The sequence below is a fragment of the Streptomyces sp. SA15 genome, assembly GCF_002291145.1.
GTDB lineage: Bacteria > Actinomycetota > Actinomycetes > Streptomycetales > Streptomycetaceae > Streptomyces.
On record NZ_NTGE01000150.1, the window covers coordinates 86358 to 109947 of the forward strand.

Annotated in this window: 23 protein-coding genes, 1 tRNA gene and 3 pseudogenes; 11 read left to right on the forward strand and 16 right to left on the reverse strand. The window is 69.7% G+C overall.

Annotated elements, in window-relative coordinates:
- Positions 1–14: 14 nt before the first annotated feature.
- The 5 genes and pseudogenes from CLM62_RS34200 to CLM62_RS34220 form a co-directional block, all read right to left on the reverse strand.
- Entirely contained in the window at positions 15–422 is a 408-nt protein-coding gene (locus CLM62_RS34200; RefSeq protein WP_373559216.1) for an ATP-binding protein, read from the reverse strand.
- 227 nt (positions 423–649) lie between these two features.
- On the reverse strand, positions 650–1054 hold the full coding sequence (locus tag CLM62_RS34205; protein WP_095753767.1) for a (deoxy)nucleoside triphosphate pyrophosphohydrolase: 405 nt from the start codon (positions 1052–1054) through the stop codon (positions 650–652).
- A gap of 133 nt (positions 1055–1187) precedes the next feature.
- Positions 1188–1427, reverse strand: a pseudogene (locus CLM62_RS34210) (SPOR domain-containing protein); the annotation flags it as partial.
- A 354-nt stretch (positions 1428–1781) separates the two neighbouring features.
- The gene (locus tag CLM62_RS34215) at positions 1782–2534 is read right to left on the reverse strand and encodes a GntR family transcriptional regulator (protein WP_095753769.1); all 753 of its coding nucleotides are present in this window, start codon (positions 2532–2534) and stop codon (positions 1782–1784) included.
- A 147-nt stretch (positions 2535–2681) separates the two neighbouring features.
- Positions 2682–3884, reverse strand: a complete 1203-nt coding sequence (locus tag CLM62_RS34220; protein ID WP_095753864.1) for a DUF4190 domain-containing protein — start codon at positions 3882–3884, stop codon at positions 2682–2684.
- A 415-nt stretch (positions 3885–4299) separates the two neighbouring features.
- On the opposite strand from CLM62_RS34220, the gene CLM62_RS34225 reads away from it, so the two are divergent.
- Positions 4300–4491, forward strand: a complete 192-nt coding sequence (locus CLM62_RS34225; protein ID WP_095753770.1) for a hypothetical protein — start codon at positions 4300–4302, stop codon at positions 4489–4491.
- Positions 4492–4553: 62 nt separating this feature from the next.
- On the opposite strand, the gene CLM62_RS34230 is transcribed toward CLM62_RS34225, so the two are convergent.
- Together CLM62_RS34230 and CLM62_RS34235 are read right to left on the reverse strand one after the other, a co-directional pair.
- Positions 4554–6113 carry a S8 family peptidase gene (locus CLM62_RS34230; protein WP_095753771.1) on the reverse strand — a complete coding sequence of 520 codons (1560 nt, stop codon included), beginning with the start codon at positions 6111–6113 and terminating at the stop codon, positions 4554–4556.
- A 250-nt stretch (positions 6114–6363) separates the two neighbouring features.
- Positions 6364–7194 carry an oxidoreductase gene (locus CLM62_RS34235; RefSeq protein WP_095753772.1) on the reverse strand — a complete coding sequence of 277 codons (831 nt, stop codon included), beginning with the start codon at positions 7192–7194 and terminating at the stop codon, positions 6364–6366.
- An 88-nt stretch (positions 7195–7282) separates the two neighbouring features.
- Between CLM62_RS34235 and CLM62_RS34240 the strand changes: the two genes are divergently transcribed.
- The 4 genes from CLM62_RS34240 (at position 7283) to CLM62_RS50380 (ending at position 8927) form a co-directional block, all read left to right on the forward strand.
- On the forward strand, positions 7283–8188 hold the full coding sequence (locus CLM62_RS34240; protein ID WP_179382350.1) for a LysR family transcriptional regulator: 906 nt from the start codon (positions 7283–7285) through the stop codon (positions 8186–8188).
- 104 nt (positions 8189–8292) lie between these two features.
- A tRNA-Arg gene (locus CLM62_RS50375) sits at positions 8293–8383 on the forward strand.
- A gap of 92 nt (positions 8384–8475) precedes the next feature.
- Positions 8476–8757, forward strand: coding sequence for a diacylglycerol kinase family protein (locus tag CLM62_RS34245; RefSeq protein WP_095753774.1), 282 nt, complete (start codon positions 8476–8478; stop codon positions 8755–8757).
- On the forward strand, positions 8754–8927 hold the full coding sequence (locus tag CLM62_RS50380) for a hypothetical protein (RefSeq protein ID WP_179382351.1): 174 nt from the start codon (positions 8754–8756) through the stop codon (positions 8925–8927). The genes CLM62_RS34245 and CLM62_RS50380 overlap by 4 nt, the downstream gene beginning before the upstream one ends.
- A gap of 509 nt (positions 8928–9436) precedes the next feature.
- Here CLM62_RS50380 and CLM62_RS34255 read toward each other — a convergent pair.
- The 5 genes from CLM62_RS34255 to CLM62_RS34275 form a co-directional block, all read right to left on the reverse strand.
- Positions 9437–10399, reverse strand: a complete 963-nt coding sequence (locus CLM62_RS34255) for a phosphotransferase family protein (protein ID WP_095753775.1) — start codon at positions 10397–10399, stop codon at positions 9437–9439.
- Positions 10400–10440: 41 nt separating this feature from the next.
- Positions 10441–11193, reverse strand: a complete 753-nt coding sequence (locus CLM62_RS49010; RefSeq protein ID WP_107483841.1) for a reverse transcriptase domain-containing protein — start codon at positions 11191–11193, stop codon at positions 10441–10443.
- A gap of 127 nt (positions 11194–11320) precedes the next feature.
- Complete coding sequence (locus CLM62_RS34265; RefSeq protein ID WP_095753776.1) at positions 11321–12478, reverse strand: L-dopachrome tautomerase-related protein; 1158 nt, start codon at positions 12476–12478, stop codon at positions 11321–11323.
- A 297-nt stretch (positions 12479–12775) separates the two neighbouring features.
- Positions 12776–13288: a nuclear transport factor 2 family protein gene (locus CLM62_RS34270; RefSeq protein WP_095753777.1), complete on the reverse strand. Its 513-nt coding sequence runs from the start codon at positions 13286–13288 to the stop codon at positions 12776–12778.
- 65 nt (positions 13289–13353) lie between these two features.
- On the reverse strand, positions 13354–14166 hold the full coding sequence (locus tag CLM62_RS34275) for an oxidoreductase (RefSeq protein WP_095753778.1): 813 nt from the start codon (positions 14164–14166) through the stop codon (positions 13354–13356).
- A 253-nt stretch (positions 14167–14419) separates the two neighbouring features.
- Between CLM62_RS34275 and CLM62_RS53260 the strand changes: the two are divergent.
- Positions 14420–14617, forward strand: a pseudogene (locus tag CLM62_RS53260) (TetR family transcriptional regulator); the annotation flags it as partial.
- On the opposite strand, the gene CLM62_RS52800 reads toward CLM62_RS53260, so the two are convergent.
- Complete coding sequence (locus CLM62_RS52800) at positions 14605–14748, reverse strand: hypothetical protein (protein ID WP_306457955.1); 144 nt, start codon at positions 14746–14748, stop codon at positions 14605–14607. The pseudogene CLM62_RS53260 and the gene CLM62_RS52800 sit on opposite strands and share 13 nt — an antisense overlap.
- Positions 14749–15177: 429 nt before the next feature.
- Positions 15178–15819, reverse strand: coding sequence for a TetR/AcrR family transcriptional regulator (locus CLM62_RS34285; RefSeq protein WP_095753779.1), 642 nt, complete (start codon positions 15817–15819; stop codon positions 15178–15180).
- Positions 15820–15971: 152 nt separating this feature from the next.
- Here CLM62_RS34285 and CLM62_RS34290 point away from each other — a divergent pair, with 152 nt between their 5' ends.
- The 5 genes from CLM62_RS34290 to CLM62_RS34310 all read left to right on the forward strand — a co-directional run bounded on the left by CLM62_RS34290 (position 15972) and on the right by CLM62_RS34310 (position 21071).
- Positions 15972–16883 (forward strand): SDR family oxidoreductase, encoded by a 912-nt coding sequence (locus CLM62_RS34290; protein ID WP_218835647.1) that lies wholly within the window; start codon positions 15972–15974, stop codon positions 16881–16883.
- Between the two features lie 4 nt (positions 16884–16887).
- Positions 16888–18024 carry a hypothetical protein gene (locus CLM62_RS34295; protein ID WP_095753780.1) on the forward strand — a complete coding sequence of 379 codons (1137 nt, stop codon included), beginning with the start codon at positions 16888–16890 and terminating at the stop codon, positions 18022–18024.
- A complete protein-coding gene (locus CLM62_RS34300) occupies positions 18021–18944 on the forward strand; it encodes an alpha/beta fold hydrolase (protein WP_095753781.1) in 924 nt (307 codons plus the stop codon). Before CLM62_RS34295 ends, CLM62_RS34300 begins: the two co-directional genes overlap by 4 nt.
- An 88-nt stretch (positions 18945–19032) precedes the next feature.
- Positions 19033–19944 carry a metal-dependent hydrolase gene (locus CLM62_RS34305; protein ID WP_095753782.1) on the forward strand — a complete coding sequence of 304 codons (912 nt, stop codon included), beginning with the start codon at positions 19033–19035 and terminating at the stop codon, positions 19942–19944.
- Between the two features lie 23 nt (positions 19945–19967).
- Positions 19968–21071, forward strand: coding sequence for a PDR/VanB family oxidoreductase (locus CLM62_RS34310; RefSeq protein WP_095753783.1), 1104 nt, complete (start codon positions 19968–19970; stop codon positions 21069–21071).
- A 324-nt stretch (positions 21072–21395) separates the two neighbouring features.
- Here the strand turns inward: CLM62_RS34310 and CLM62_RS34315 are convergent.
- A pseudogene (locus CLM62_RS34315) lies at positions 21396–21872 on the reverse strand (transposase); the annotation flags it as partial.
- A gap of 216 nt (positions 21873–22088) precedes the next feature.
- Complete coding sequence (locus CLM62_RS34320) at positions 22089–22460, reverse strand: DUF1330 domain-containing protein (RefSeq protein WP_095753784.1); 372 nt, start codon at positions 22458–22460, stop codon at positions 22089–22091.
- Positions 22461–23590: the final 1130 nt, after the last annotated feature.

The window sequence follows — 23590 nt, forward strand, 5'->3', positions numbered from 1 at the left end:
ACCGCGGGTTGGAATCACGGCGGTACCGCGAGTTCGAACCACACCGTCTTGCCCGCCTCGCCCGGCCGGGTACCCCAGCGGCGCGAGGAATGGGCCACCAGTTGTAGTCCGCGGCCGCTCTCGTCGTCGGGCCGGGCGACGCGCCGGCGGGGCGGGTCGGGCAGCGGGTCGGAGACCTCGACCAGCAGTACGTCGCTCAGGCCCGCGGGCCGTACGAGCCGTACGCCGATGGGGCCCGTGGCGTGCCGCAGGGAGTTGGTCACCAGTTCGCTGACCAACAGCGCCGCCAGGTCGGCGAGGCTGTCGAGGTTCCAGTCGCGCAGCCGGCCGCGGACGACGGCGCGGGCGGTGCGTACGGCGCCCGGGTCCGCGGGGAAGGTCCACTCGGCGCGGTCGCCTTCGGTGTCGATCACGCCGATCACATCCCAGGCCGCCCGGCTCACCCCATGTCCGGTTTCGTGGGGTTAATGGGCACATACCCGGTATCACGTGGCCAGTACCGCGCTCGACGGCGCGCAGTGGCACGAACGGCGTACGGAGTGATCAGCGCCGCCTGTACAGACGGCCAGACAGACGGCCAGACAGGCGGCCCGACAGACGGCCCGACAGACGCCCCGGGGCGGGCGGGACATGTCAGACGGCGGCTCTGTCAGGCGGGCTCCAGCCTCGCGAGCACCTCGCGCACGGCGGGCACGTCCTGGTCCAGCCAGCTCACGTTCCAGATCTCGGCGGGCGCGAGCCAGCACAGTGCGTCGTGGTCCTGGAGGGGCTTGGGCTCTCCGGAGCCGGGGAGCAGCCGCGCTGTCCACACCCGCAGGACGTACGGCGGCTTCAGCGGCCACTCCCCCGGAAGGCGCTCGACGGGGGCAGTCTCGACACCGAGTTCCTCGCGCAGCTCACGCACCAGAGCCGCTTCGGGCGTCTCGCCCGCCTCGACCTTGCCGCCGGGGAGCTCCCAGCGCCCGGCCAACTCCGGGGGCGCGCTGCGGCGCGCGGCGAGCAGGCGGCCGCCGTCGAGCAGGGCGGCCCCCACCACCACGATCCGTTCCGTCATACGCGGGAGCCTACGGGAGCAGGCGTGGCGCAACGGGCAGGGACCGACTGCAAGACAGCGGGCGCGGACCGGGCTCGTCGACACAACGGTCACGGACCGGCTCGAGACAACAGTCAAACAGTCACGGGCCGGCTCAGTCGGCCGCGCTCGCCCCGTTCTGCCCGATCCGCTCGACCCAGTAGAGCTGTTTGTGGCCGCGACCGTCGAGGCTGTCCGCGATCTTCTGGGCCTCTGCCCGGGTCGCGTACCGGCCCACGCGGTAGCGATTGCCGTTGTCGTCCTGCCGTATGACGAGCCAGGGAAGAGTGATCGTGCCGTCGTTCATCGCGCCCCTCCACTTCCCGCCCACGGCCTGCGCCGTGCCCCGCCCGCTAAGGAAACCGCAATCCGCATATGCCCGAGCCTACGCCCAACCTTTACGCAGCGAACACGGCTTTTCACAAAGAGGTACGCAACCAGCCAAGCCAGACCAGCGCGCCAGGGGGCGCACATCATCGAACGCGCCCCCGGTGCACGTCAATGCATCCGGTCAGCGGGACGGCTCACACGCCCGCGCCGACCTGCGAAAACGGCCGGATTCCAACACCCCGCGGAGGGAGGCCGGTTGGGCGTTCGCCTGAGGCAACTGCCAGGAGGGCGTGCGCCGCTTCGGAGGAAGTGTGTGCCACCTCACGTACGGAGTACGGCACTTGATGAGCACCAGGCGTTACGTCGCGTGCAAGAGGCGTTACTTCACGGGCAGGTGATACGCCACCCGGTACCGGTCGGCCGGGATCACCACGTCGGCCGTCTCCACCGGGCGGCCCGAGGCGAAGTACGTGCGCTGGACGACCAGGACGACATGGCCGGGGACACCACCCAGGGCGAGCAACTCCTCGGCGAGGCCGGGGCGGGCGCCGACCTCCTCGGTGACGTTGTCCACGATCACGTCGATGGCGGCCATGCGCTCGACGACGCCCATGCCGCCCAGCGGGCCCTCCTCGGGCAGCATCACCGGCGTACGGCCGGTGACGGCGAGGGGTTCCCAGGAGGTGGACAGCATCATCGCCTCGCCGGCGTCCCGGAAGACGTACTTCGTCCGCATCACGCGGTCGCCCGGCCGGATGGCGAGCCGCTCGGCGACCGCGGCGCTCGCCTCGGTCTGCTCGCTGCTGGACTCCCAGGTGCCGCGCCCCTCGCCGTCGGCCTGCTCCTGCCGGAAGGGCGTGGCCCCGCCGGCCGGGCGGTAGCCGGAGCGGGCGATACGGCGGGGCTCGGGCCGCTCGCGCACATACGTCCCGGAGCCGGAGCGGCCCTCGACCAGCCCCTCGGCCATCAGCACCTTGCGCGCCTCGAGGGCGACCGTGTCCGAGACGCCGTACTCCTCGCGGATCCTGGCCTGGGACGGGAGGCGGGTGTGCGGTGGCAGCGAACCGTCGACGATCTTCTTGCGGAGATCACCCGCGACACGCAGATACGCCGGCTGCTCACCGAATGTCACTGGCCGCTCCCATCAGGTTGTACAGACAGCTACAGCGTGGCAACCGTGGGTTGTGCGGTGCAAGCAAAGGCCAGAGAATCACTCGATGTGATGACTTGTGCCCGCTAGGGGCTTTACGCAGGCACTTTCTCCCCGCTATGGCCGCCCTCACACCTCAAGATCGCCGCCTCCGCCCCCGGTGCCTGAGCCGCTGCCGTCCTCCTCGTACGACGGCGGGGTCGTGTCGAGCCCCAGAGCCTTGCGCGCGGTGATGGTCAGGTCGCGGTCCTCCAGCTCCAGCGCCTCGCCGTAGGCCAGGTAGAAGGCGTCCGCGTCGATCGCCCCGGCCGCCTTCTCCCACGGCTCCCGCAGTGCCTCGACCTCCTTGCGGACGGCCGCGACCGGCTCCTTCGTGTCGGCGGGCCAGGCGTGGTCGCGCAGCATCCCGGCCTCCGCGTTGAGCGCGGCCGCCATCCGCGCGGCCCACTTCTGGCTGGCCGCCAGATCGTCCTCGGCACTGGCCTCGGGAATCGTGCCCAGCGCCTCCTCCTGGAGGTTGGCCGCCTTCAGGTAGGCGAGTTGGTCCCCGTCGAGCGTCGTCTCGTCGTTGCGCAGCGAGCCCCCGCTCAGGCTCGCGTCCGCGTCCGTGTTGCCGTAAGCGCAGGTGATCTCCCGGTCGCCGGTGCGCCAGCTGTCGGCCGACGGCACGATGTAGTACACGTCGACGTGGTCCGGTACGGCCCAGGTGTCCATGGCGTACGAGGTCTGGAGCGTGTAGCACTTGTCCTCGGCGATCCGCGTGACCTCGCCGTCGCCCGGAAAGACGCCGCCCGGCAGCCCGACGACGGCGAACACCTCACCGTCGTGCTCGCCGGCGCAGGGCACCTCGTCGAGGTCGTAGAACGAACCCTCCAGGCCCGTGGGCGAGTCGAAGCACTCGCCCTTCTTCAGCGAAGCGCTGCTGCTCGCCGCGTCCTTGAATCCGTCCCAGAATTCCGACACACCGTCCGTGGCGAGCATCAGCACCCACAGGGCGAGGCCCAGGGACGACAGCACCGAACCGGCGATGGCCATGCCCCGGCCGCGCTCGCCCCTCTTCCTGATCTGAACGAGCGCGATCACCCCCAGCACGAGCCCCACGGCCGGCAGGCAACAGAGGATCCCCAGGACGAGCGCGGCGATGGCGAGCCCGTTGACCGGCGCCGGCTGGTTGTACGGCATGTAGCCCTGGCCCCAGCCCTGGTAGGGCGGCGGGCCATAGGGGCCGTACGGTCCCTGCGCTGCGGGTGGAGGCGGCGGGTACTGGCCCTGCTGGTACGGCCCTTGGGGTTCCTGGGGCTGGTAGGGCCCAGGGGGTGGAGGTATGGACACGGGTACCGTGCTTCCTGGCTTGGGCGGCGGGGCCGGGGCTATGTCGGTGACGCCGACGGTGACGCTTACGGTGACGATGACAGTGTGGAACTGACGTACGACAGAGCGCATGGTAAGCGCGGTGCTGGTGGGGGCGGAATGCCGGTCGGACATGCGACGATCCGGGCAGTGAACGGGTTGACCGCGAGGTGGGCGGGGGAATCCTCCGGCGGCACGGTGTTCTCGGCGGCGGAGGTGTGGCCGTTGCTCGGCTTTCTCGCGGACGGGGCGGCGGGGGCGGCGCGGGCGGAGTGGTACGGCGGCCGACGGAAACCCCGGTCACTTCCCGGGCATCGCCGCGGGTCCGCTGTGCCTCGCGGCGGGAGGGCAGTCGGCGACGGCGACCTTCGGCGCGGAGGGGTTCCGGACGGCGGCGGTGACCGCGACGGACATCGCGTGGCTGGGCTGGGAGAGCCGGCCGGAGCCGGAGTACGAGACGACCGCGGCCCGCGCCACCTTCGACCGCCCCTTCGGCTTCCTCGCCGTCCATCGGCAGACGAACCTCGTCCTCGCGGCGGGCTGGGTCACCGACCCGACGCCCTTCCGCGAGGATGAGTACGGTCATTGACGAGTCATCGACGAGTCCTCGAGGAGCCACTGACGAGTCATTGACGAGTCATTGACGAGTCGTCAGAACTGCAACGCCCAGGCGTCGATCCGGCCGACGTCCTGCGCCGCGTTGTCGCTGACCCGCAGCTTCCACGAGCCGTTCGCGACCTCGGCTGAGGCGTTCACCGAGTACGTGGTGTCGATGTTGTCGGAACTGCCGCCGGTGCCGTACGCCTTGAGGGTGTACGCCGTGCCGTCGGGGGCGATCAGCTGGACCTGGAGGTCGCCGATGTACGTGTGCACGATGTGCACCTCGACGGCCAGGGACGAGGGCGCGTTGCCCAAGACGCCGGAGACGGTCACCGGGGACTCGACCGTGGAGTTGTCGCTGATCGTGTAGTCCGCGGTGTTCTCGAAGCGCGGGCCGGGCGGGGTGGTCGTACCGCCGCCGACGTACAGGAGCCGGTTGGGTGAGCCGGTGCCCGGGCTGGTGACGACGCCGGTGGCGGCGGCGGCCGTCAGCGCGGAGGAGACCTGGGCGGGGGTGGCCGTGGGGTTGTCGGCCAGGTGGAGGGCGGCCGCTCCGGCGACGTGCGGACTCGCCATCGACGTACCGGAGATGGTGTTGGTGGCCGTGTCGCTGGTGCGCCAGGCCGAGGTGATGGACGAGCCGGGCGCGAACAGGTCAAGAGCCGAGCCGTAGTTGGAGTAGCTGGCGCGGGCGTCGCCCGATGTCGTGGCGCCGACCGTGATCGCCTCGGCGACGCGGGCCGGGGACTTGGTGGAGGCGTTGGTGGACTCGTTGCCCGCCGCGACCGCGAAGGTGACGCCGGAGGCCACGGCGTTGCGGACGGCGGTGTCGAGGGCGGTGTCGGCGGGGCCGCCGAGGGACATGTTGGCGACGGCCGGCTTGACGGCGTTGCGGGCGACCCAGTCGATGCCGGCGACGACCTGGGCGGTGGTGCCCTGACCGGAGTTGTTCAGCACGCGGACGCCGACGATCTTCGCCTTCTTTGCGACACCGTAGGCGCTTCCGGCGACCGTACCGGCGACGTGCGTGCCGTGGCCGTGGCCGTCCTGGGCGGTGTTGTCGTTGTCGATGGCGTCGTAGCCGTCCGAGGCGCGTCCGCCGAAGTCGCTGTGCGTGACGCGGACGCCGGTGTCGATGACGTACGCCGTCACGCCCTGCCCGGCGCTGTCCGGGTAGGTGTACGAGCTGTTCAGCGGGAGGTTCTTCTGGTCGATGCGGTCCAGGCCCCAGGAGGGCGGGCTGGGCTGGGTCGCGGTGATGCCGAAGGTGCGGTTCTGGACGACGGAGGCGACGGCCGGGTCGGCGGCGAGACGTTTCGCCTCGGTCTCGGAGGCCTCGATCGCGTAGCCGTTGAGGGCCTTGGTGTACGTACGCTCGATGCCGGCGCCGTACTTCGCGGCGAGGGCGCGGCCCGCGGCGGAACCGGCCTTCGCGGTCTTGAGGGTGACGATGTAGCTGCCGTCGACTGCGTTCGCGGAGCCCTCGTACTGGATACGGCCCTCGGGTGCGGCCGCGGCGGGGAGGGCGGAGACGAGGCCGGCGGCGAGGGCCGCGGTGGCCATGGCGCTGATAGCTGCCAGTCTTCGCCGGGTTTGACGCATCACTGCCATGTGAGGGGTCCTCCTCCATTGGTGGTGCGCTGGTGGGGGGTGGTGCGGTGGTGGTGCGGTGGTGGTGCGGTGGTGCACGCGCAACAGAGCCCGACGCGAGGCAGTCAGGAACATGTCAAACCCTGTGCCGCAACTGTGCGTCAGCCGAAAGATTGGGGCTTGCGAAGGAATTCCACAAGGGCCCTGCACGGATGTGCGGGGCCCTGGCGATCCGTCAGTCAGGCGTGAGTCGGTCGTCAGCCAGTGGTCGTCAGTCGTCGAACGCCGTGGCGCGGGTCCGCTTCTCCCACGCCAGTACCTCATCGCGGACCTGGTCGAGGTGGCCGAGGATCGTGGTGACGCTGTCCTCTCCGAGCGGCAGCCTCAGCGGGGTCCGCTCGGCGTTCAACGCGGCCAGGATGACGGCCGCCGCCTTCGCCGGGTCGCCGGGCTGGGCGCCGTCTCCGCCGGCCACGAACCCGCGCGTCTCGCTCACCTTGGCGTACACCCCGCTGTCCGCGCTGGCGCCGGCCCTGCTGGTGTCGAAGAGCGCGGTGCGGAACGCCCCCGGTTCGACGATCAGCACCTTGATGCCGAACTCCTGGACCTCGTCCGCGAGCGCCTCGGACATGCCCTCCAGCGCGAACTTCGTTCCGCTGTACGCCGAGAACCCCGCGAAGGACCCCTGCCCACCCACGCTGCTCATCTGCACGATCGCGCCCGCACGCCGCTCCCGCATGTGCGGCAGCACGGCCCGGGTGAGGGCGGCGGGCCCGAAGACATGGACGTCGAACAGCGCCCGCAACTCGTCCTCGGTGGTCTCCTCGAAGGCACCGACGTGCGTCCGGCCCGCGTTGTTGACCAGCACGTCGATCCGCCCGTGCCGCGCCACGACATCCCGTACGGCGGCCTCGGCGGCCCCCGTGTCGGCGACGTCCAGACGCAGCGCCTCCACCTGGTCGGGGTGGGCGGCCACGAGGTCGTCCAGCGCCTCCGGGCGCCGGGCCGCGCCCACCACCACGTCACCGTCGGCCAGGGCCGCCTCCGCGATCGCCCGCCCGAAACCGCTGCTCGCGCCAGTGATCAGCCAAACCTTGTTCATGACCGCTCCTCGTTACGTCGGCTTGTGAGCACCACCCTGCTGCCGGCCCCGGTTGCCCGTCCAAGACCTGATCTGATAACCGATGGTTATGACGATGGACGTTCATGTGCGGGACCTGCGCTACTTCGTGACAGTGGCCGAGGAGCTGCACTTCACGCGCGCGGCCGAGCGGTTGTACGTGTCCCAGCCCGCGCTCAGCAAGCAGATCCGGGCCCTGGAGCGGCAGTTGGGCGTCGAGCTGTTCGCGCGCGAGCCGCAGGGTGTGGCACTCACCGGCGCCGGTACGGCGTTGCTGCCGCACGCCCGGCGGGTGCTGGCCGCCTGGGCGGAGGGGGCGGGCGCGGTCGAGGCGGCACGGGCGGCGCAGCGCAACACTCTGGTCGTCGGGATGAGCACCAGCCCGGGCCGCGGCGGCCTCCTGCCCGCGATCCGCTCCCGTTTCACGGCCGCGCACCCGGAGACCGCCGTCCGGCTGCGGCAGGTGAACTGGGAGGACCCGACCGCGGGCCTCGCCGACGGCGACGCCGACGTCGCCTTCGTCTGGCTGCCGCTGCCCGACCAGGACCGCTACGCCTGGACGGTGATCGCCGAGGAACCGCTCCAGGTCGCCCTCCCCGAGACGCACCCCCTCGCCGCCCGCACCGAGATCGACTTCGCGGACCTGCTCGACGAGCCGTTCCTCGCGCTCCCCGAGAGCACCGGCCCGCTGCGCGACTACTGGCTCGCCCTGGACGCCCGCGACGGCCGCCCCGCCCGGATCGGCGCCGAGATCGCCAGCACGGAGGAGACGTACGAGGCCCTGGTCGCCGGCCTCGGCATCTGCCTCGTGGCCACGGGCAACGTCCCGCTCCTCACCCTGGGCGGCGTGATCACCCGCCCGGTACACGGCGTGAGCCCCAGCCGCTACGTCCTGGCCTGGCGCCGGGAGGACGGACGCCGTCCGCTGGTACGGGCGTACGCGGAGGCGTGCCGGGCAGTGGTGGGCGCGGGGTGAGGACTACCCGGCGTCCCGATGGAGCCGGCCACTGAGACGTCCGTTTCAGCAGCCTGCAATGCGGGGGGTGTCATGGTTTTCACGTCGGCCGCGAAGGCCGGCGAGGAGAGATACCCATAGCGGCCCAATGGGGGCCGGAGTTCGTCTCCGGTCAGGGGTTCAGGCCCCACGCAAGTTCAAATCCTGCTCTCTCCGCCCACCAGAGCAATGCCCGCCGCCCACCGGGGCAACTCCCAGCGCCGGAGTGCCCCTTCGACGCACCCCTGATCCGGACAAGGACGCGAAGCATGAACCAGTGGGCACGCAACGCAGTGATCGTGGTCAACGAGCGGGCGGGCACCGCCGCTTCGGTTCCGGTCGCCGACATCGCCGACGCGTGCCAGCGGCTCGTCGGAGAGGTGAGCGTGGTCCGGACCGCGTACCCGGGGCACGCCCGGGCACTCGCCACGAAGGCCGCACAGGACGGCGCGGACGCCGTGCTCGCGGTCGGCGGCGACGGTACCGCGAGCGAAGTGGCGGACGGCCTCGTGGCGACCGGGGACGCCGAGGCTGGGGTCGGCGGTAGGTGAGGCAGCGGCCGGGCGCCGAGAACTGGATCAGCCCCACCGAGCCGGGCGGCACCGCCGCGCCCGCCGCCGGGTCCACGGCGCGCAGCCTGCCGAACCCGGGCACCGGCCATCCCAGCATCTGGGTGGGGGGCGGCCGGTGGCCACGGCGCCGCACCGACCTGCGGGTGTAGGGCCGGATGGCCACGGCGCCCGCCTCGGTCTGGCTCCACGACTGGACCCACACCGGGAACCTGTGGTCGGTGGCCGCCAAGAAGGTGTGGATCGTCCGGGTGTGTATCGCGTCGAAGGAGTTCACGAACACGCGCACCCTGCGAAACGGCCTGCCAGGGTCCCCGGCGAGGTCCTCCCAGGCGAGAAAGGCGTTGGGCAGGGTCTCCACCAGGGTGGGGGGCGTGCCGCACCAACAGGTCACGCAGCCGGGGGCCCTGAGGGTCCGACAGCATCAGCAGCTTCGGCCCCACCGTGGTCAGCGGCAGCAGGCCCGTGATCACCCGCTGGTGCGAGTACGGCTGGCAGAAGGCCACGGTGTCGTCCGCGCGCAGCCGGAACACCGGCCACCGCTCGGCTTCCACGAGCCCCAGGGAGTAGAGGGCTGACGGTTGTCCTGTGCCATCGGATCTTGACCATCGCCATTGAAGGTTGATGATCAGCAGGCTGCCGCGCCCCGGACCACCTTGGCTCATCCCAGCGTGTCCATCAGGGCGGTGACATAGGCATCCAGCCGCTCCTCCACGGCTCGCGTCGTCAGCTCTGTTCTCCCTGCCTCCCGCCATGACTGCGACACCAACTGCACTTCTTCCGAGGACGCCAGCCCGTCCCGCACCCGCCAGTACAGCCGCTCGCTCGGGGCCGCGGCCAGCACCCCGCCGGCCTCCTCATACGCCTCGGCGAACCGTAGACCCCACGCCGGGCCGTGCAGCAGCGCGAGATTGACGGAGCAGTGCGCCACATCGAGATCCGCCGGGCCCCAGGAGGTCGCTGCCCAGTCGACGACGCCGGTGATCCGGGCACCTGCCGGCCTTGAAGGCGGCACGTCGAACAGCACGTTGCCGGGTTGGAAGTCCCGGTGCAGGAATCGCCCTTCATAGGGCGGCGCGGGCTTGCGGATCACATCGATCGCCGCGGCCCATGCCGCCGCGTCGGCGCCCTTCGGAACCACGACAGTGTCGGCGGTCGTCAACGCTACGTACTCCCGAGGCCACTCGGCGGGTCGCACCGCGTGGATCGCCACGAGTTGACGGGCCAGCAGAGGAACGCGCCTCTCCAATCCCACATCGTCGAGGACCGTCCGGCCCGCCAGATGTGTCATAAGGAGCGACGGATACTCGCAATGCGCGGCGGTCGGATCAACCGCGACCAGTCCAGGAGCCGGCACGCCGGTCCCCGTGAGCAGGGTCAGGGCGCCGGCCTCCCTGTTCAGCCAGTCCTCGGCGTGCTCCACGTAGAACAGGTCGACGAAGCTCCGCAGCACCAGGTCACGGGTGCCTCCGTCCCGCGTGCCGATGGTCAGCCTCCACATTTCGGCAGTGATGCCGCCGTGCAGCGCCTCGGTTCTGACGATCCGTTCGCCAACCTCCAAGTGCCGGCTCACCCAAGCCAGTGTCAACGGTCGGACAGCCGCCGCCTCGTCGTGGTTGGTCACCGTGCCACCTCATCATCCGGACGGCGGCACGCGCGAAAGCTTTATCGGAGGCGATGGCCGTGCTGCTCAGTCAGGAACTCCACCGGCACGAGGCGGACCGTAGCCAGCACCGACGCCCCGTCGACCTTTCCGCGAACCCCAGCGGCAGCCGCATCACACAGCCGTGAACCCCGGCTGCCTCGGAAGGGTGCCGGGGCCACCTGGTCCGGGCCGACACTGGCTGCTGGGCGATCCTGGGACGAGCGGGCGGCGGGTGAAGCTGCCGGTGGACGCGCGGCCCCGTCAGACGGGTCACGCATTCTGCGTGAGCTGGAGCCCACGTACCAGAGTCGCGGGATGATCCGGCCCCTGCGACGGCCCTCCTTGTGTCGCCTGTCGCCGAGCGCCTCGACGCCGCATACAGGCGCCCCGGTCGCTGGTGCGTTGGGCGGGAAACGGAAGGCCGGTGGCCGCCTCGCCTCGGTCGAGGTGAGCTGTTTACGCTCGGCCACGCCCGGCTTCAGCCACTGCTTGATCTGTTCCTCGGGGAATGTGCCGAGCTGACGGAGAAGATGCGCATGGTCGATGCGGTCGAACACCGCTGCCAGGGCCGCGTCGAGACTCCACCGGCGGTGCGGGTTCTTGCCCCCGACCGCAGTGAAGATCGCCTCGGTGGCGTCATGGCAGCCACGGTCGGGTCGAAAGCCGTACGACTTCGACTCGAACCGTGCCTTCGACTCGGGTGCCAGCGCGTTGAGGGCGTCGAGTTGTACGGGGACAATGGTCTGACCGATATCGACCGCATCGCCGCGCATGCACCGGCAAGCCCTGCCCCGACCGGTTCCGCGCCTGGGGCAGCGCCCGGGCCGGGGTTGCCCGCTGCACGGCTGGGGTGCGCTCTGATCCAGCGACCAGGCGGCCGCCTGACGCGGGCTGGAGAGGTCACACGAGCCTGACCGGCCCGGCGTCGATCGGCAGGCGGACCAGGAGATAGGGCTTGCGGCGCAGGTCCTTGCCCTCGTGGAAGGGCGACAGCCGGTTGAGCTGGTTGGCGATGGCGTACAGGTGCCGGTCCGAGGCGACGGACAGGGTGTCGACCCAGAGCAGATCGCGTCCCTGGGCGAGGGTCCGGTAGGTGCCGTTCGGGCTCCTGCGCCAGATCGCGTTGTGTTCAAGGTCGCCGCCGTAGAGCCGCCCCTTGTCGTCGCTCTCCAGGCCGTCGGCCATCGGCTTGAACCCGAGGTCCTCGACCGTCGCCGCCACCTCGGCGTCCGTGGCGTCCGGATCGGCGAGGGCGTCGGTGGACACGCTGTGCAGTCGGCGGCTGGACAGCGGGCAGTAGTAGAGGCGCGTGCCGTCGGCGCTGAGAGCGATGCCGTCGGAGCCGGTCTCGTAGTACGTGGGCTCGCCGCCCGCGGGGCGGACCATGAAGGGCTCGCCCTCGATGACGGGAAGGAACTGCTTGTCCGGGAGTGCCGAGGGGTGCCCGGTCAGTCGCCGCCAGGAGCGGCCCGTGGCGAGGTCGACCACGATGATGCCGTTGGAGCCGCCCGAGTCGGTGATGAAGGCCATGCCCTCGGGGCCGCGCCGCAGGTCGAAGCGCACGTCGTTGGGGTAGCTGTTCGCCGGCACGACCTCGGGCGGGAAGAGGATCTTCCGTACGATCCGGTCGGTGCGCAGGTCGACCGCCACGAGCTTGGGACCACCGTAGGAGGACCCGGCGAACCCCGGGCTTCCGGTGTCGAGGATCCACAGCCGGTCGGCCGGGTCGACGACGACGCTCTGCGCCGACTGGAAGTGCCCGGCCAGGTCTGAGGCGTCCTGACGGTTCACCTCAGCGTCAGGATAGGCCACCGGCTTCCCGCCGCGCAGTTCGGCGACGGTGAACGGGACGTCGTCGCCCCAGCGGGGAAAGTTGACGAAGACCCGGCCGCGGCGCGAGACGGTGACACCCGTCGGCATCGCGCCCCAGAAGCGGGCAACGACCTCGTAGTGACCGGCTGTTGAACCGGAGGGGGAGGTGGAGGCGGAGGCGGGTCCGGCGAGTTGGGTGGCGGCCAGCGACGCGGTGGTCGCCGTAAGGAACGTACGTCGCTTCATGGGAGCATCTCCTGCTGGGTCAAGTCGCTGGCAGGCGCGGCGAGTTGCCGCATCATCTCGGCGCGTGGGGGATTGGCCGGACGTTGCCATGGCCTGCGGAGGACGGTGCCTCCAGCAGCCGCTCTCGGGAGTCGGCTTCGCCCGTGTGGTCAGGGCGAGCCGGAGCCCACCTGGACGGCAGGTACCTCGTGCGTTCCTGCGACCTGAAGCTGTCCGCCGGGGACATCGCCTGCGGCTGCCGCCAACTCCTGGAAGAGGAACGGGGCCAAACGGCCAGTGGACCTGGTGCTCTCAGGTCTACCGGGCTGCCGGCCGGGTCTTCGCGACCATGCTGCGGTCCCCGAAGGTGACCATCGCGTGGATGGGTATGGTGCTGGCGCGCATGAGCGCCGCGAGGCCCCGGCGGCCCTGTTGGCGGGCGAGCTCCGGCCCCAGGGTGGTCATCAGGGCGGTGAGGGCCGGCATCGGACGCCCGAAGAGCGTGATCTCCTTGATCTTTGCCTCGTCGTCGAGCCGCAGCAACTGCACCTCCTCGAACGACTGGGACCCCACCCGCGCCCGGTAGACCAGCGCGTACGCGTCGCCCTCGCCGGTCTGGGTGTGGTAGCGGACGTCCTTGACCGCCGTGAACGCCGAGGTCAGGAAGTCACGCAGCTGGTCAGATCCCTCGAACCGGAACTGCTCGGTGAGCGGCGAGCTGAGCACGACGTCCCGGCTCAGGCAGGCGACCGCGGCGTCGACGTCACCGCGTTCCTCGGCGGAGCGCCATCTCGCGACGGTAGCGGCGGCGGAGTGCAGGGTCTCGGACATGGGTCTCTCCCGGTATCAACGGCGCGAACGGGTTTGTGGGTGGCGGAGTGCGCGGGTGGGGGGTGTCAGCCGGTGAGCTTGTTCATCGTGCGGATCTGCTTGTCCAGGACCCAGGCGGGAACGAAGCGGAGCATGCGTGCGCGTCCGGCCATGGGGCCGGCGGCGTAGCGCAGCTTCGGCTTGGTGTCGGTGGCGGCCGTGACGATCGCCTTGGCGACCACGGCGGGGTCGTCACCGCTCTTGATCGCCTCCGCCATGAGGCGGTCGAAGACGTGCCGCTGGTCGGCGTAGGTCTGCAGGGGGGTGTCGGGCTTGGCGCTGTTGGCCTCGAATCCGGTGTTGGTGTAGGCGGGTTCGACCAGGAGCGAGCGGACGCCGTACTGCCGCACCTCGTGGTCCAGGGACTGGGAGTAGCCCTCGATGGCGTGCTTGGACGCGCCGTAGACGGCCATGTAGGGAGCGGGGATGAAGCCCTGGACGGACGAGAGGTTGATGATGCGCCCGCGCCCCCGGGCGCGCATGTGCGGCAGGACCTCCTTGATCATGCGCATGACCCCGAAGACGTTGATGTCGAAGACGCCCTGGGCCTGCGCGAGGGAGGTCTCCTCGGCCGCACCGATCGAGCCGATGCCGGCGTTGTTGACCAGGACGTCGATCCGCCCGAACCGGTCGATCACCTGCTGGACCACCGCGGTGACCGACTTGTCACTGACCACGTCGAGGTCGAAGAACGTCACACCCCGGAGCGGGGTGACGCGTGAGGTGTCGCGGCCCGTGCCGGCCACCTCGAACCCCGCCGCGACCAGCGCGAGCGCGGTCTGCTTGCCGATGCCGGAGGAGGCACCCGTCACGAGGGCCACCGGCCGATTTGTCGTCATCATGCACTCCCGAACTCGCCCTGGAAACCGATCGGTTTCCCCTTGCCCTTACTGTAAACCGATCGGTTTCCAATCCGCAAGCTCAAGCAGCGAACTGATCGCGGGCCGCGCCACCGGCCGGCTTCAGGTTGAGCTGACCGGCGCCCGCCGGCATGGCGGCAGCGCCGGATGAGCAGGCAGGAGAGACGGGACAGCACCATCCGCGCGATGCGATCGCGAGTTCGCACTCAAGGGCTACTACGGCACCTCTGCCGAGGCGATTGCCAAGCGTGCCGGTGTCACGCAGCCGTACCTCTTCCGACTCATCCCAGGCGAGAAGGCGATCGCCGCCTTGACGCGGAGCACGGAAGACGCCCGCCTGGCGTTCGAGAGCGCGACCAAAAGGATGAGGGGCACGAGCGGGCCTCCCCGCGCCATGTGCAGCCCAATGGCGATCGGTTACACGCGGTAGGGATACGCCGTCGTGGCAGCCACCAGGCGGTAAAAGCCCTCGGCGGCGTCCGGTGAGACGGGCAGGAGCCCGACGTCGTCGACCATGATCACTGGTGGGGCGCAGTACTCGATTCTGCCGAGTGCGTCCACCGCGCAAATACGGACAGGGACTGCGGTCGAGAGACGCAGGCACTTATCGGGCCTGGGCATTTGCGGGTGCCCAGCGGTAGCGACAAAGGCGGTCCGACGCGGGCCGGACCTCGGGGGCCGGCGCGCCAGCGGGGCGCGCAGGCAGTGGGTGATCCCCACCGTCTAGCAGCTCCCACGACGCAACGGGCCCGTCATGGTTCGCAGCGGCTCAGCCCGATCGCCTTGCGTCGCTTCCGGATGGACGATGGGTACGGAACCCGTCCGACAGTCGATAGCCAGCAGGTGCGCCGCACCTCCATTCATTGCGCAATGGTTCTTGCCAGCCCGCCTGCTCGAAACAGGGCCGCACAGTGCGCCAGGCCGGTGGACAGGGGCCATGGGGCTGCCGTCAGGCGCAGGAAACTCCTGAAGGCATCCGGGCCTGCGGGATCAGGGCTGATCGCTGATGGTTCGGTAGGCCGCGGTGAACAGGGTGTGGCACAGGTCGATCAGTTCTTCGACGGTGGCGTTCTGGTGGCCGAGGGTCCAGTCCACGAGGAGTTCGTTGACTCCGCCGACCAGGCTCATCGCGGTCATGGTGAGCCGGTTGGAGGAGGCTTCCGAGCCAGGGGGCGGTCCGACGACGGCGGCGACCATGGCGGCGAATTCGTGCAGGACCTCACGGCGCCGTACTTCGAGGCGGGGGCTGGCGCCCACGACCTCGATGAGCACCAGGCGGGCCATGCGGGCGTCGCCGGCCAGTGTGCGGATGAACACCTCGAGGCCGGCGCGCAGCTGGGCGTCGACATCAGGTGCGGCAGCGGCTGCGGCCTGCGCGGTTTCGGCGCTGATCGTAGTGATCAGCTCGTTGTAGACCCCGACGAGAAGGTCTTCACGGTCGCGGAACGACTCGTAGAAGTAGCGCTCGGTCAGTCCGGCATGCGAGCACACCTGCTTGACGGAGGCTGAGGCGTATCCGACCGTGCCGAACATATCGAGGCCCGCCTGGATGAGGCGGGTGCGGCGCTCCTGCTGTCGCTGCGCCGCGTCGCGTCCGCCGTAGCGCCGCCCGGCGGTCTGTGTGCCGGTCATTTCTCCCCTTCGCAGAGGTGTTGACACCGGTGTGCTCCGAACTGACACTCTAGCTTGTCAGTTCATCTGACATGGCATCGTGTCAGACGCGCGTAGGGGCCGCTTGCCGCTCGGCGTTCCGCTCATGCTCAGGGCAAGGAAGGGGCTCGACCGTGGCAGCACCGCCCAAATACCCGTACATGTTCAGCCGGAGAGACCGCGACAGGCTCCCCGGCACAGAACCGCTGACCGGCCGAGTGATCGCGGTCACCGGGGCGGGCCGCGGTATCGGGCGCGCCGTCGCGGCCCGGCTCGCCGCGGCCGGAGCCGCCGTGGCGATCGGCGATCTCGACGCGGAGCTCGCCAGGAAGACGGCTGGCGCCATCGGCGCGCATCCCGGTGGCCGGCTGCTCGGGCTGTCTCTCGACGTCACCGACACACCTTCCTTCGAGGACTTCCTGCGCACCGTTGAGACCCAGCTGGGGCCGATCGACGTACTGATCAACAACGCCGGAATCATGTGGGTGGGCCCCTTCGAGGAGGAACCGGAGGAAGCCGCCCTGCGCCAGTTCGACGTCAACGTCCACGGCGTACTGCGGGGGATGAAACTCGTGATCCCGGGGATGCAGAAACGTGGTCGCGGCCACGTCGTGAACATCGCCTCCGCCGCCAGCAAGGTCGCCCCGGCCGGCGAGGCGACCTACGCGGCGACGAAGCACGCCATCCACGGCTACAGCACAGCCGTCCGCGCCGAACTGCGCGGCACCGGCGTGCACGTGTCCTTGGTGATGCCCGGCGTCGTGGACACCGAGCTGGCCGTGGGCACCGCGACCGGCCCCACCCGACGCCTGACGACGGATCAGGTGGCCGACGCGGTGCTCGACGTCGTGCTGCGCCCGCGCTTCGAGGTCTTCGTTCCACGCCAGGTGGCCGCCCTGACCCGGTTGGCCGCGCTGCTGCCAGGCCGTGCCCGCGACGCCCTGCATCACCTCCTTGTCCCCGACCAGCTCGCCGCCCTGTCCGACCGGTCGGTCCGCGCGGCCTACGAGCAGCACACCCGGACCGCCCGCCATCCCGAAAGTTGAGCCCGTGACCACCACGCCCAAGCCGGCGCCCAGCGCGGAGAAGGCCCAGGACGCCGCCGTTCCGCGTCCCATCCCCGAATTCGAAGGTGTCCACGACGTATGGCCCCGCGGTGACCGACTGCGCGCCGTGCGCAGCGCGGCGGCCATCTACCGTGAGCGGTTCGTCCAGCAGGGCCGCATCCACGCCGTCCGCAGTTTCGACATCGCCGCCGCCCCGTACCCGACCCGGTTCGGCTTCCACGGTGCCGCGCTCGCCGTCAACCCGTTCGTGAGCATTGTCAACCGGATGCTCGTCGTGCAGTTCGACGGCTTCGACGGTGAGCCGAAAACGCTGGTGTGGGAGCCGACCGTCGCCGCCGGAACGGCTCAAGCGCCGTTCTACGCCCAGCTCAAGCGTCTGGCGGGGGACTTTCTCACCGAGCACGTCTTCGCCCGCTACTACCACGACCCGAACACCGTCCTGCCCTCCTGCGGTCTGCGACCCGAGGACGTGGACTTCGTCAGCTTCGACCACCTGCACGTCCAGGACGTGCGCATGATCATGGGAAGTACCAGCACCGTTCCCGGCGAACGGGCGCCCCGCGAAGCGCTGTTCCCGCGCGCCCGGTTGTTGGTGCACCGCAGGGAGCTGGGCACCTTCGAATCGATGCATCCGATGCAGTGGGCCTGGTACGTCGACGGAGGCATGGACGGGGTACCGCCCGAGCGCATCACCGCCTTCGACGGCGATGTCGAACTCGGTGTCGGCGTCAGCCTGCTGTGGACCCCCGGCCATACGGACGGCAACCACTCCCTGGTGCTGAACACCCCCGACGGGGTGTGGGTCTCCTCCGAGAACGGCATCTCCGCCGACAACTGGCAGCCCGAGCTCTCCCGCATCCCCGGGGTGCGCCGCCACGCCGCGTTCTACGGCCATGAGGTGGTGCCCAACGCCAACACCCTGGAGGACTCTCTCGACCAGTACGACTCCATGGTCAAGGAGAAGACCCTCGCCGACCCCAGCCGGCGCGATCCTCGCTGGCTGCAGGTCCTGCCCTCCTCGGAGCTGGCCCCCTTCAAGCGGCAGTGGCCGGTGCTGCCCAGCTTCGTCCACGGCGGTCTGAACTACGGCGAACTGACCCCTGCGGGTGGTGGTCGATGACCGGCCCGGCCGCCCGCCGGATCGCCGCGGACGGCGTGGAGTTGGCCGCCTACCAATGGGGAGCGTCCACGGCTCCTCCGGTGGTACTGGTCCACGGCTATCCGGACACCAGCGCCGTGTGGCGCCCGGTCGCCGAGCGCCTGGCCGAACGCTTCCACGTCACCGCCTTCGACGTGCGGGGAGCCGGTGACTCCCACCGGCCCAGGGGTCTGCGCGCCTACCGGATGTCCCGCCTGGAAGCCGACCTGGAGGCGGTTCTCGACGCCGTGAGCCCCGACCGCCCGGTGCACCTGGTCGGACACGACTGGGGATCGATCCATTCCTGGGAGTCGGTCACCGGCACCCGCCTGGCCGGGCGGATCGCCTCGTTCACCTCCATCTCCGGACCCTGCCTGGACCACGTCGGCCACTTGATCCGGGCCCGCCTTCGGCCGCGGCATCCGGATCTGCCGAAGATGCTGCGGCAGGCCGCACGGTCCTGGTACATCGCCTACTTCCATCTTCCGCTCCTGCCCGCCCTGACCTGGAGGGCGCTGGGACACCGCTGGCGCGCCTTCCTCACCGGCTCCCAAGGCATGCCCGGGCACACTCCCTACCCCGCGCCGACGCCGGCCCGCGACGCCGTGGTCGGCATCGCGCTGTACCGCGCCAACATGCTGCCCCGCCTGCTGCGTCCCCGGGACCGGCCGACCACCGTCCCGGTTCAGCTCATCATCCCCACGCGCGACTTCTGCGTCACCCCGGTGCTGTCGTACGGAGTGGAGCACTGGACGTGCCGGATACAACGGCGCCCGATCGACGCCGGGCACTGGGTACAGCTCAGCCACCCCGAGGAGATCGCGTCCCGGATCGCGGAATTCGCCAACCGCATCGAAGAAGACTCCCGGCGCAGTCCGGACCACACCGCGCACCCGATCTGACAGACCAGCAGTAACAGACCGGCAGTACTGGACGACTGCCTGACCGCCCCTTCGCCCACACCGATCGCTGACGGAGGAGGAACCTGTCATGTTCCGAGCCGCACATGCCCACCCGGAGCGTCCGTCCGAGCCCATCGGCCACCACGACCTGGTGCTGCAACCCCGGGACGTCACTTTCGACTGGGGCGCCACCCCGCTGCACTGGCTACCGGGTGAGCCCTTCGCGACCCACACCTTCGATGTACTCCACCTCATGCTCCCCGAACTCGAACGCTGGTTCGTGCGCACCTTCGAGCAGGCACTGCCACTGATCACCGATGACCGGCTGCGCGAGGACGTACGCGGCTTCATCGGCCAGGAGGCGATGCACGCCGAGGCGCACCAAGAGGTCCTAGAGCACCTGCTCACCAAGGGGCTGGACCCGGCTCCGTACACCCTGCAGTCCGAATGGATCTTCCGAAGGGTGCTCGGAGACCGGCCGGAGCTGACGCCGGCCGCCACCCACGCACACCTCCTCCAACGGCTCGCCCTCATAGCGGCGTTCGAGCACTTCACCGCGTACATGGGTCACTGGATTCTCAGCAACGGGCATCTGGACCAGGCCGGCGCGGACCCCGCGATGCTCGATCTGTTCCGCTGGCACGGCGCGGAGGAGGTCGAACACCGTTCGGTCGCGTTCGACCTGCTGGTGCACCTCGATCCCCGGTACCGGCGCCGAGTGGTCGGCATGCTCGTCACCGCTCCGGTGCTGACCCGGCTGTGGATCCGCGGAGTCCGCTTCCTGATGAGCGCCGACCCCGAACTCGACGACCGGGTCAAGGTCCGCTTCCGCGACTACCTGGCCGCGGCCCGCAAGGACCTGTTGCCCCCGCCGGGCGCGTTCGCCCGCTCGGTGCTGCGCTACTTCCGCCCCGGCTACCACCCGACCCAGGAGGGCTCGACCCAGCAGGCGGTCGCCTACCTGGCGGCGTCCCCCGCTGCCCGAGCGGCTGCCCAATGACCCGGCAACCAGTGAGGCACCCCATGGACATCAGCACACCCCTCACTCGGCCGCCGGACCTGTACGGCAGACCGCGCAGCGACTCCTTCATGCAGAAGCTGGCGGCTTTCAGCGACAACGCGGTCACGCGCCTCGCGCGGTGCAGCATTCCTCCCAGGCGCCCGCCGGCCAGCGAGACGCCCGCGATCCGGGAACTGGTGGTCGCCGCCAAGCACCAGGAGGCCGAGGATGTCGTCTCCCTGCGGCTGGCAGCACCCGACGGGGGAATGCTCCCACCCTGGCAGCCCGGCGCCCACATCGAACTGCACCTGCCCTCCGGCCGCAAGCGGCAGTACTCGCTGTGCGGCGACCCTGCCGACCGGCACCGGTACCGCATCGCGGTGCGCCGCATCGCCGACGGCGGAGGAGGTTCGGCCGAGGTGCACGACGCCCTCGGAGACGGTATGCGGGTCGCCGTCACCGGGCGGCCCCGGAACGCCTTCCCCTTCGCCGCCGAAGCATTCGTCCTGCTCATCGCGGGCGGCATCGGAATCACCCCGATCCTGCCGATGGCTCGGGAAGCCGCCCGACGCGGGCTGGACTGGAGGCTCGTGCACACCGGCCGCAGCCGCGGCTCGATGCCCTTCGCGGCAGAGCTGGCCGAACTCGCAGCCGCAGCCCCCGGGCGAGTCTCCATCCGTCCTGACGACGAGTCCGGCGTGCCCGAAGCAGCCGATCTCTTGAGCTTGAGCCCGGCGGCGGGTGCGGTGTACTGCTGCGGGCCCGCGCCCATGATCGACGGCGTACGGCGCGCATTCGGTGACAGCCGCGCGTCAGCCCTGCACTTCGAGCGTTTCGCCCCGGCCCCGATCACGGACGGCCGTCCCTTCGAACTTCAGCTGGTCGACACCGGACGGGTTCTGCCAGTGCCGTACGACCGCTCCGCCCTGGATGTTCTCCACGAGGCCCTGCCGGACCTGCCGTTCTCCTGCCGCCAGGGGTTTTGCGGCACCTGCCGGGTACGGGTGGCCCATGGCCATGTCGATCACCGTGACCGCCGGCTCACGGCCACCGAACGTGCGGCCGGCGCCATGCTGCCCTGCGTCTCGCGTGCACCGGAAGGAGAGCGGTTGGTGCTGGAGGTGTGAGCGGTGGCCGAATGCCCGTCGAGGAGGTCTTGCGTGACGCCCTCGCATGCGTAACCGAGGTGTGTTCCGACAATGGACCGAGCCCGCATCCGTCCCTCTTACCAACGCCGTCGGAGACCGATGCCCTCATCCGCTTCTCCGAGAAGCGTGGCCAAGTATTCAGCCACTGCAAGCAAGGCTAGCCTCGATCTTTCGTGAGGGACTGCCGACGGTGTCTGTGAACCTTTTCGCTTTCCGGAGCTGATGGTGGGCAGGCCGGCGGCCCGGTTGTCGCGTCGGGTGGGGCGCCGGGTTCCACTGCCCGGGACGGTGGAAGATTGCTGGTCAGCCGAGTGTGCGCAGCAGCGCGAGCCGTTCGAGGGCGGTGGTGATCTCACCGGTCCAGGGCCAGTGCTGGGTGAGGCGGAGAATCCTGCGCCGGCCGGTGGTGACGCGCTGGGCGGCCGCGGAGAACAGGCGGAATCGCAGGCGGCGGGGTTCCCAGCGTCGGGCCTTGCCGGTGAGGGCAAGCATGGGCATCCAGGCCAGCAGGTCGAGACCGATCTGGACGATCTCCAGCCAGACCTTGTTCTGGGCTGCTGTGTGGAGGGGCAGGTGGCGCAGGCCGGTGGCCCGGGCGGCCCGGATCCGGTCCTCGGCCCGGGCCCGCAGACGGTGACGGTGACGGAGCTCCAACTCGGCGATCCGCCGGTCAGGGGTGTTGGTCGCGAAGCACGTGATCCGCATGCCGTCCGCGTCCGTGATCCTCAACTGGGCGCCAGGATGGGGCCGTTCCCTTGGGACGATCAGCCGCATTCCCTTGAGCTCCTTGGAGGGGCGGTCCGCCAAGACCGCCCCTGACACGCCATCAGCCAACTACACTCCGGGAGACGCCTCCTGACCAGGCCAGATAGCGAAACGCTGCTGGAGTGCTGACTGGATCGCCGAGCCTCCAATGGAGTCCGCGCTTGCCGGAGGCGTCCTTCGCCAGCCGACGACTCGTCAGCTGGCTCATCCGACTCCGTAGCGATGCGGGTTTTAAGGCTTGAGCACCGCCAGTACATCGTCGAGCGAAACGTCGGCGGGGTCACTCATATCGAGACCATCGAACGTCTGCCAGATATAGGACGCCGCCCCACTCTCCCGCAGCGGATGCAAGTCGGCCAAGTCCGGGTCGTCCCGGAAGGTGTTGAACGCCTCTTCGGACTCCCATTCAACGAGAAACAGAACCTGCCGTGGCGCGAGGTCACCGGCTACGTTGTCTCGGAAACGGCCAAACGCCACCATTCGACCGCCATATTGCGGAGCCGCTTCGGGCAAACGGCTGAAATACGCAAGGTACTTCTCCACGTCGGTCACGTCAAACATATTCAGCGCGTAAAACTTCTTCTTCTGTGAATTCGCACTCATTGCCAATACCCTCTCCGGTGTCAGGCTGGATAGATCACGAAATCGCACTGGAGTACTAGGCGGTTGCCCTGCGGCGTCGCACGGGGAAGCCATCCGTACTCCTAAGTAACGGGGGTTCGGGACTCGCCCAACTCCACAACGAGAAACCGATCGGTCCCCTCATCGTAAACCGATCGGTTTTCGCGCGCAAGTCCGAGCGGAGGGACGGCGTTCGGTGTGCCCCGATGTCCGCGCAGACTGGCTGCTCGTGGCTGGTTTGCGGTTGGACACCCCGGCGGCGCCCGGCCGTTCTGCCGCCTTACTGTCCTGGTTACCTGTCGCAACCCTTGGGGAACCGCTTTGGCGCCGCCTTGGCCTTGCGTGCGGAAACGAACCGGTGGACGGTTACGAAAACCGATCGGCTTCCCGGGTTGTGTCACGAGCCGCGACCCGCGCAGCATGACAACGGCCAGTCGCCGCCAAGAGGATCTTCCGCAACCTTCGCCGTCGGCATCGACGCGGCACTGACCGCCGCCGTCTACAACCTGACGCTGCATACCGCCGCCCACGAGTCGGAGACCCTGCACGCGCTGCACCGCATCAAGCCGTCGGCGACGAACGGCGCAAGAGTGATCAAGGTCGGGCGGCCCGAAACCGGTGACGTAGAAGCATCCGGCCTCGGAAGAGATCATGGGCCGCTTGGTCGAACGAGCCGATGTCTTCATCCGGAACAATGCTCCCGGTGCCGCCGAATACTCGACCGGGAGCCAAGCATCTGCGCGCTCGCCACCCTCGTCTGATCACTGCTCCGTCATGGGAACAGCTTCAAACCCGGCACCTTCCCCTCCTCTGCTAGGGGACTGAAGACGTCGGGCGGCTTCAGATCCACTTCGGCCTCGGAGTCGCGAATAAGGCGTAGGGAGGTCGTTCGCCCATGCAGTTCCCGCCACCGCCACGCCCTGGACAGTGCACACCCCAGCACGGGCGCTCTCATCCTTCCCAGCACGGATCCAGCACGGTAGGGATGAGCAGGGATGATGACAGGTGACGAGACGTCAGAAAATCCAGCACCTACCCAGCACGGTAAAAATCAAGGGGCCTGACCCTGAAGAGTCAGACCCCATTTGACGTGCATGTTTGCCAGATCAGCG